We start from the raw sequence: 8,207 nt of genomic DNA, 5'->3' as shown, positions 1-8,207 counted from the left end.
ATTGGAGGCGGTCACGTTCTGCACTTAATTTGCGACTTGACGATCGCTGCTGACAATGCTATTTTCGGACAGACCGGCCCCAAAGTTGGCAGTTTCGACGGTGGTTTCGGAGCTAGCTATCTCGCCCGAGTAGTCGGCCAGAAAAAAGCCCGAGAAATTTGGTTTTTGTGTCGCCAGTACAGCGCCCAGCAAGCCCTAGAAATGGGTTTAGTCAACTGCGTCGTGCCCGTCGAACAACTAGAACTAGAAGGGATTCAGTGGGCTGCGGAAATTCTCGAAAAAAGTCCGATCGCGATTCGCTGCTTGAAATCCGCTTTTAATGCCGACTGCGACGGTCAAGCAGGTTTGCAAGAACTGGCGGGAAATGCCACTTTGCTGTACTATATGACCGAAGAAGGCGCCGAAGGCAAACAAGCCTTTTTGGAAAAACGGCAACCTGATTTTAGTCAATATCCTTGGCTGCCATAGCTGGATGGAGAAATCAGTTTTTTTATGCGCTCATATTAAAGTAAATGCTGCTGATTTTTCTGAGTTAGTAAAGCCCAATGCACCCGATCGCCCACAAGTGTCAGTATTGATACCATTTCCCAAAAAGAATGAAACTGCTTTGCCAGATCCAAACCATGATACTGATCAGTGATTCCCCAATCGAAAATCGAAAATCGAAAATGGTATGACCTATCCTGCTGCCGACTAACTAAACCGAGACTGGTGCTGCCGATTTTTCGGTTAACGTTGTGCCTGTAAGCTGGCAGGCATTGCGCTCGGAAAGAGTGACCGTGGCATCCTGCAGCGTCAGAGTCGATTCTTGCCACATTCCAATTTCTTCTATGTTTTCCCAAGATGACCTAAAAGGCGAAACCGCTAAAGCACAAGCTTTCCAGTGACTTTGAACCGGCCCGCCTAGTAAAGCGCAAACACCTCCGCGTCTGCCCTCAGGGGTATAGTGACGGCAGTGACCACAAGCTGAAGTTAAAGGTGAAGTTAAGGAGGTTTGCATAAAAGTTCTTAGGGAAATCATTTTCATCTCTAATTCTCCTTTGTAGAGCTAGCAGGTTTTAGAGCATTCCAACCTTTATGCTGTCTGGGTTGTAGCGATCCCCGAAGCATAATTAAATTTTATAATTTATTTATAATCTCGTTATATATAGAAACAATTAGATCGGTGCTTGCTCATTGTATAGGTAAAAACAAAGGTTAAAAGTTTATAAAGCCGTTAGGGATCAAGAAAAAGTACAAATGCCCAACGAGTATGAGAGGTTACAAACAGGCGGTAGCTTAGAATACAAAAATTCGCTGAGAGTGTCCCTAAGCAGCCTCCGGATAATAGCAACAATTAAGTTTTCAAATGAAAATAAAAAATAGCTGCCGGCGATCGACAGCAGGCGATCGGGTCCCTGTTGCATAGACACCAAAAGTAGCTAATCATAAAATAGGCAAGTTTTTAAGCTTCTTCTCTATATCTACCAAAATTTTGGGGTGAGAGCCTCGCCCATAAGCGGGCGATTTTAATTGGTTCTAAGAAATTATTAGACGATTTGTAGACTTGCTGTATGCTAAGTCAAGGAGGTGAAGCAAGTGTTTAATTTGACGTTTGAATTTAAGTTGAAGCCCACAGCGACACAAATAGCAGTTTTTGAAGATTGGCTAGAACAGTGCCGCAAGGTGTACAACTATGCCCTAAGAGAACGCAAAGACTGGTACAACTCACGCAAATGTCAGATCAACTCTTGCTCCATTGGCTCCGAGTATATTATTCCTGCTGAGGAGCCTAGACCGACATATTCAAGTCAATGCAAGGCTTTAACAGCATACAGGAAGGCCAGCCCCGCATTGCAGCGAGTCAACGCTCAGGTGTTGCAACAAACGCTGCGGAGATTGGAAAAAGCTTTCGTCAGTATGTGGGAGCAAAATCACGGGTTTCCTCGGTTCAAAAAACAGGGGGCTTTGAGGTCTTTGAGTTTCCCACAGTTGGGTACAACTTTCCATCAAGGCAACCGCTTTAAATTGCCTGTAATTGGCTCGATAAAATTTTGTCAGTCACGTCCCATCCCCCAAGGCGCAATCATCAAACAGGCTCGCGTCGTTAGACGGTCTAGTGGCTGGTATATAATGTTGACTTTGCAATGGGATGTCTCAATTCCCGATATCATTCCTCACGGCAATCCCGTAGGAATTGATGTAGGGTTGACTAATTTGATTTCAACTTCTAACGGGCTTTTAATTAAAAGAACTAGGTTTTTTGCTGACGCAGAACGCAAGCTTAAATTGCTGCAACAGCGCGTTACTAGAAAAAAAATCGGGTCAAATAATTGGAAAAAGGCTCAGAAAAAAGTCGCTTTGCTGCATGAACACGTGGCAAACTGCCGAAAAGACTGGCATCGCAAGTTGTCACATCAAATCTGTGATGACGCGGGTATGGTGTTTGTAGAAGACCTTAATCTGGTCGAACTGAAAACGGGGATGTTAGGTAAGCACTGCTTAGATGCTGGGTTTGGGCAATTCTTCAACATATTGGAGAAAACTTGCTTTAAGCGCGGTGTGTATTTCCAGAAAGTAGATGCTAAAAAGACTAGCCAAATTTGTCCCAATTGCCTTAACCAAACAGGCAAAAAAGAGTTATCACAACCAACTCACTCGTGTCACAATTGCGGCTATACAACCGACAGAGATGTCGCAGCCGCACAAGTAGTTCTCAACCGAGGGCTTGCAGCCGTAGGGCATACGGTCAAGATGCTTGCCGAGGGTAAATTCATTGGAATCCCTGCGAAGCAAGAATCCCCACGCCTTTAGGCCCGGGAGTGTCAAAATCAAAACATTAAAATTAATTCAGAGGCGGTAGGAGTTTTGCTAATGAGTAAGCGTTCTTCGGTTGAATCCCCAAATCATCAATCCTCTTCAACCCCAATCAAGCCTGCTTTGCAAGCAGTCCTGGGGAGTTTAGATGTAAACCTAGAAGCAGAACTGACAACATACAGAAGGCACAGGAGGCGCGCGGAACAGTGGGTGTCGCCCTCAGTTCGTACCGGCAAGCAAACAGCCACAACCGAGCAACAGCTAGCCCAAAATTTGCCCCCGGAGGCCGCGGAGCAAACGCAGCAGCCCCTGTCCCTGCCCCTATCCCTGGCTGGCACTCAGGGCGATGCCCCGCTAGCAACTACCAGGGGTGGCACAAAATTATCTAGCAGTGCCTTGGCACCCAACAATTATCTCGAATCAAGCGAAAAACTGATCGAAAGTTTGGACGAGTCAAAAGCTGAGCCTGCGGTAGAACGCAGTTTAGCCGCTAGTTTGTTAACTCCCTTGGGACTGAGTTCGATGCTGCTGTTTTTGCTGTCGTGCACAGCTTTGGGCTACGCAGTCATGTACCCGTCAAATCTAGTTAAGATGGTCGGCCTGAATCGTTTGCTCGATCGCACCTCATCCTCTCCAAACGACAGTCCCGCCTCTACTTCCATCTCAGATACCAGCACCAAAGAACTGCCGAAAGCTCCAAATCTGGTATCCAAGGAATTTGTCGAGCTAGATTTGAGCACTCTCAGCAATGTCAAGCCGACAGTCAGCCCGATTCCTTCCCCGTCACCAAAAGCATCAATCCCGCCAACTCCGCCAGCGCCTCCGGGCCCCAGCGGGGCTGTGCCGATTCCTACAGAAGACGGCAACCCGGCCAGAGGCAGGGAACAAGGACTAAACAATCTGAGTACGGCTTTGCTTCCCACTCCCAGCCCCAGTGCCGCGCAGCCAGTGCCGACACTGCCGACACTGCCTCCAACATCATCCCCAGCCCAGCCTGCCGCCACATCCCCGGCGACAGCATCCCCGGCCGCCGCATCGCCAGCCGCCGCATCCCCGCTGGGAAGGCCTGCACGGGCCGCTGACGGTTTTTATTACGTTGTCACCGATTACACAGGCGAAAAATCGCTGCAGCAAGCCAGAACCGCAGTTCCCGATGCCTACGTGCGGAACTTCTCAAAGGGTGTCAAGATCCAAATGGGGGCTTTGAACGATCCTGCCTCAGCAGAACGTTTGGCGAAAGAACTCCAAGAAAAAGGGGTGAAGCCACAATACTATCAGCCATAAATTAGGTAAAGGGTGAAAAACTTTAACTAAATTGTTAGACAAAGCTAGACAATGAGGAATGTTTTGTCTAACACAAAATTGGTTTTGTAATTGTCAATTCCCAGTCCTAAATCTAAAATTTAATAAAATCGGGAGACTGGCAAAATGGGATTATTCGATCGCCTATGGCGAGTGATTCGAGCAAATATTAACAGTTTGGTCGGGGCTGCAGAAGACCCCGAAAAAATTCTGGAACAGGCTGTAATGGATATGCAGGAAGATTTAGTGCAGCTCAGACAAGCTGTGGCAGGAGCGATTGCAGCTCAAAAACGCACTGAACGCCAGTGCTCCCAAGCTGAGTCTACAGCAGCAGAATGGCATCAGCGGGCGCAGCTAGCTTTGCAAAAAGGCGAGGAAAATTTGGCGCGGGAAGCTCTGACGCGCAAGAAATCTTATCAAGAAACGGCAACGGCGATGAAAGCCAGTCTCGCACAACAGAACGCTGTTGTGACTAAACTTAAAGAAAATATGCGGACTCTCGAAAGTAAAATTTCCGAGGCAAAATCTAAAAAAGATATGTACATTGCCCGAGCTCGATCGGCCGCATCGTCGGAAAGACTTCAAGAAATGATGGGCAATCTCAGTACCGGCAGTGCTTTGAGCGCGTTTGAACGGATGGAAGAGAAAGTCATGCAGCTAGAAGCTCGCTCCGAAGCAATCGCAGAACTCGGAACTAATGATTTAGAAAAGAAGTTTCTCTCTCTCGAAGGTGCCGACGATGTGGATACCGAGTTGGCGGCGATGAAAGCACAAATGCTTCCGGGCAACAATACACCCAAATTGCCGTCGGGCGAGCCGCCCGCATCCTGAACCCCAAGCAGCAGAACAATAGTCTGGACGAGCAAAAACTTCTCAACAGCCTAGCTAGAGATGGCTCGAAGCCTGTTGGGGAATTCCCGGATCGACGTTAAACTCAATAGATAGGTGCATGAATAAGCTTGCCTGCATCGCATTACTCGATCGCTTTAAACTGGATTTATCTGTCTGCAAAAATTGCCAAAAACTAAATCGCACTAAAAATCTGACAAGAGTGAATTTCACAACTGCGGGCTAGGGCTATCAAGCCTGCTTTCCGCCTACTTCGTACACCTCACCCAGGAAAAATAGCATTATGGGATTATTTGACCGCATTAGCCGAGTCGTCAAAGCCAATCTTAACGATCTGGTCAATAAAGCTGAAGACCCGGAAAAGATTTTAGAACAGTCCGTTACGGATATGCAGGAAGACTTGGTGCAGTTGCGTCAGGCCGTTGCCAGCGCGATCGCCACTCAAAAGCGCACCCAGACTCAGTACAATCAAGCTGAATCTCAATCTAACCAGTGGCAGCAGCGCGCTCAGCTAGCCCTGCAAAAAGGAGACGAGACTTTGGCCCGGGAAGCGCTAGTTCGCAAAAAGTCTCACGCTGAAACGGCGGCTACGCTGAAAGCCAGTCTGGATCAGCAATCGGCTCAGGTGGAAAGTCTCAAGCGCAACTTGATCGGTTTGGAGAGCAAAATTTCTGAAGCTAAGACTAAGAAGGATATGCTCAAAGCGAGGATATCGGCTGCTAAAGCTCAGGAACAGCTCAACAATACCATTGGCACCTTGAATACAGGCAGTTCAATGGCGGCTTTCGATCGCATGGAAGAAAAAGTTTTGCAGATTGAAGCTCGCGCGGGGGCTTCGGCAGAATTGGCAGCCGGCAGCAGCAATTTAGAGGAACAGTTCCGCTTGCTCGAAAGCGGTGGTGATGTTGACGACGAGTTGGCTCAGATGAAAGCTCAACTGACCGGGGGTTCTGTGTCTCAAGGTCAATTGCCGGCTGCGGGTAAAACGGCAGCAGCTAGTAGCTCGGAGTCGAGCCCGGTGATTGACGCTGAGTTGGAAGAATTGCGATCGCAGCTCAATAAAATGTAGTAATCTCTATCAAAATTTACCTATTTCTCAGATCGCAGGTTTGATAGAATGCTCCGCCGACCTACAGGGCTAGCTTGGGAGGTCGGAGTTTTTTTGGTAATTTTTGACTACACAAAACAGAAGTGCTGTCAACTATCTTTATATTGACTTAAGAAATTAACTCTTTAAAAAGTGATAAAGTAATTTTATTTCTTGCAAGAAGTCTAGCTTGGGAGGTAAGAGTTTTTGAGCAATTTGTCATTACACAAAACAGGAGTGCTGTCAACTATCTTTATATTGATTTAAGAAATTAACTCTTTAAAAAGTGATAAAGTAATTTTATTCCTTGCAATTGCGTCGGTCGCGCCCGATCGTAAGTGTAAATAACTATCAAATATTGCTAACCTGTCATGCCCGTGCAATTTTCTAGAGGCTTTTGTAAAATCAAGTTTTTCAAGGCATTAGCACTTGGTTTTTCAATTGCAGCTATTTGTCCCGCACTGCTATCAGCTCTAAGTGTTAACGAGTCGATGGTTGCTACCGACTCAGGGGTGCAAGCGCCCATTTTACAGGATAATTTACTGTCTCAATTAAAACTAAATCAAGAAACAGCAGACGATCGCGATCGGCTTCGTGATTTATACTCGGGTTCAGAATTAGATAGAGGCAGTAAAGAGCAAGAAAATAGCATCCCGGAGTTTGATCGATCGACCCAAAGTGAGCCTGCAGAAACTCTCCCTCAATTGCCGAACCGAGGAGAAAATAGACACGAATTTCCGATTCCTAACCCGCGGCTGCCAAATCCGGCTCCTCTCCCATAACCCGCAACACCAAAGCCCTTGCCTTCAGGCGAACCGCTTTTGCCACCTGCTGTTCCCCCACTGGCACAGCCTGCAGAATTGCTAAGATTCCGGGTACGATAAAAGTCGATCGATGGGAAGTAGTTGGCAGTTGATTTACCGCGAGCCGATCGTGCAAAATCCCAGAAAAGAAATCGCGATCAATATTGGTACCTGCAGTCGAGAAAGCGATACATCTTTGCTGCGAAAGGATTTTCCACTGTCGCCGGAAGCAGATAATCCGGATAGAAATCCGGTTGCGGTGCTGAGGCTGTTTCAGGATTTTACTCAAAGGGGAGAGATGTCTTGGCGAGGCGATCGCAGTTCACTCTGGGAATGGCAGCATTGGGCGCTAAGGTGAGCAGCAGCAGCTCAGACAGTCAATTTTTGACTTGGCAGCGGTCAATTGCAGTACGTGCGGTGGTTGGCTCGTGAGACGCTGCTGGGGGCGGTGATGTGAAATTGGCTGAGGCAGAGCTTTTGGCGATCGAACCATTCGGTATAGGAGGCTCAGACACATTGCCGGGCTACCGTCAGGATGCAATGCTTGCCGATAATAGCGGGATTTTCTATTCAGGCGAGTTGCGGTATCCGATGCAAGCGCACCGACGACAAACAAGGAGTTTTGCAGGTGACGCCGTTTGTGGATTTTGGCAATGTTTGGAACCCCAGGGAAAGCGCGGTTTTGGAAACTAATAGTTTGCTGTCAGCGGGATTGCACCTGCGCTGGCTGTACAGCCAAAGGTGGAATGCTCAGCTTGGGCTGGCGAATTCCTTTGATTGGTATTAAGTCGAGCAATACGAGTTTACAAGAGCGCGGGCTGTATTTTTTTGTAGAATTCAAACCTTTTGAGGAAAGCAGTCGTTTTGTCCTTGGCGGAACTGAGCAATTTCGCTATATAGTAATAATTATCATTTGGCACTCATCGTTAGGTGCCAAAAGTGTATTTTACTGATAATTTTTCAATAAAACTATGTCTAGGGTACGGTTGCTGCTTTTAAGTTCTTTTGCTGCAGGTTTTGGGCTTTGCTCCATCATTCTGGCTATGTTTACGATGACTTCCCGGCTGTCGTTTACCTCTTTTTTTACCTTTGTTTTAACTTTGGTTTTTTTTGGAATTAATCTGCTTTTTGCTTTGCATTATTATACATCACTTACTAAGCAATTGAGTGTTAAAAATAAAAGGAAAGCGAGAATTTAGCTGTTGTGAAGCAGAAGCAGAAAAAGGCATGGATAGTTTTTTATGAAATTTGAAGGGAATTCAGGAAAACGCCTCCGGATTAGGAAAACTATCTAGCTGTAAGCCATAATTATTTAAAGTCTAATTATTTAGGAGGTCTGCCTGGAAACAAGACTAAAATAGTATTAATTT

The 8,207-nt window shown here is 46.7% G+C and carries 10 protein-coding genes; 8 read left to right on the top strand and 2 right to left on the bottom strand.

All coding sequences use genetic code 11. The features are described 5' to 3' along the window. A partial coding sequence (locus tag QUA45_RS12715; protein ID WP_333220946.1) for an enoyl-CoA hydratase-related protein occupies positions 1-468 on the top strand: 468 nt, incomplete at its 5' end. 229 nt (positions 469-697) lie between these two features. Here QUA45_RS12715 and QUA45_RS12710 read toward each other — a convergent pair. Then, on the bottom strand, positions 698-1,000 hold the full coding sequence (locus tag QUA45_RS12710; RefSeq protein WP_333220944.1) for a hypothetical protein: 303 nt from the start codon (positions 998-1,000) through the stop codon (positions 698-700). Positions 1,001-1,578: 578 nt separating this feature from the next. Here QUA45_RS12710 and QUA45_RS12705 point away from each other — a divergent pair. The 3 genes from QUA45_RS12705 (at position 1,579) to QUA45_RS12695 (ending at position 4,929) form a co-directional block, all read left to right on the top strand. Beyond that, positions 1,579-2,793: a transposase gene (locus QUA45_RS12705; RefSeq protein WP_333220942.1), complete on the top strand. Its 1,215-nt coding sequence runs from the start codon at positions 1,579-1,581 to the stop codon at positions 2,791-2,793. 60 nt (positions 2,794-2,853) lie between these two features. Continuing rightward, complete coding sequence (locus tag QUA45_RS12700; protein WP_333220940.1) at positions 2,854-4,080, top strand: SPOR domain-containing protein; 1,227 nt, start codon at positions 2,854-2,856, stop codon at positions 4,078-4,080. 144 nt (positions 4,081-4,224) lie between these two features. After that, complete coding sequence (locus tag QUA45_RS12695) at positions 4,225-4,929, top strand: PspA/IM30 family protein (RefSeq protein ID WP_015176248.1); 705 nt, start codon at positions 4,225-4,227, stop codon at positions 4,927-4,929. Between the two features lie 54 nt (positions 4,930-4,983). Here the strand turns inward: QUA45_RS12695 and QUA45_RS12690 are convergent, their stop codons facing one another. Further along, on the bottom strand, positions 4,984-5,160 hold the full coding sequence (locus QUA45_RS12690) for a hypothetical protein (protein ID WP_190274389.1): 177 nt from the start codon (positions 5,158-5,160) through the stop codon (positions 4,984-4,986). Positions 5,161-5,230: 70 nt separating this feature from the next. Here QUA45_RS12690 and QUA45_RS12685 point away from each other — a divergent pair, with 70 nt between their 5' ends. The 4 genes from QUA45_RS12685 to QUA45_RS12670 all read left to right on the top strand — a co-directional run bounded on the left by QUA45_RS12685 (position 5,231) and on the right by QUA45_RS12670 (position 7,624). Next, on the top strand, positions 5,231-6,016 hold the full coding sequence (locus tag QUA45_RS12685) for a PspA/IM30 family protein (protein WP_015176249.1): 786 nt from the start codon (positions 5,231-5,233) through the stop codon (positions 6,014-6,016). A 389-nt stretch (positions 6,017-6,405) separates the two neighbouring features. Next, positions 6,406-6,816, top strand: coding sequence for a hypothetical protein (locus QUA45_RS12680; RefSeq protein WP_015176250.1), 411 nt, complete (start codon positions 6,406-6,408; stop codon positions 6,814-6,816). Positions 6,817-6,928: 112 nt separating this feature from the next. After that, the gene (locus tag QUA45_RS12675; RefSeq protein ID WP_333220938.1) at positions 6,929-7,195 is read left to right on the top strand and encodes a hypothetical protein; all 267 of its coding nucleotides are present in this window, start codon (positions 6,929-6,931) and stop codon (positions 7,193-7,195) included. Positions 7,196-7,381: 186 nt separating this feature from the next. Further along, positions 7,382-7,624 carry a hypothetical protein gene (locus QUA45_RS12670; RefSeq protein ID WP_333149232.1) on the top strand — a complete coding sequence of 81 codons (243 nt, stop codon included), beginning with the start codon at positions 7,382-7,384 and terminating at the stop codon, positions 7,622-7,624. Positions 7,625-8,207 lie beyond the last annotated feature (583 nt).

The sequence above is a fragment of the Microcoleus sp. Pol12A5 genome (assembly GCF_036701435.1).
Classification (GTDB): Bacteria; Cyanobacteriota; Cyanobacteriia; order Cyanobacteriales; family Microcoleaceae; genus Microcoleus.
This window is presented reverse-complemented; position numbering and strand designations above follow the sequence as displayed.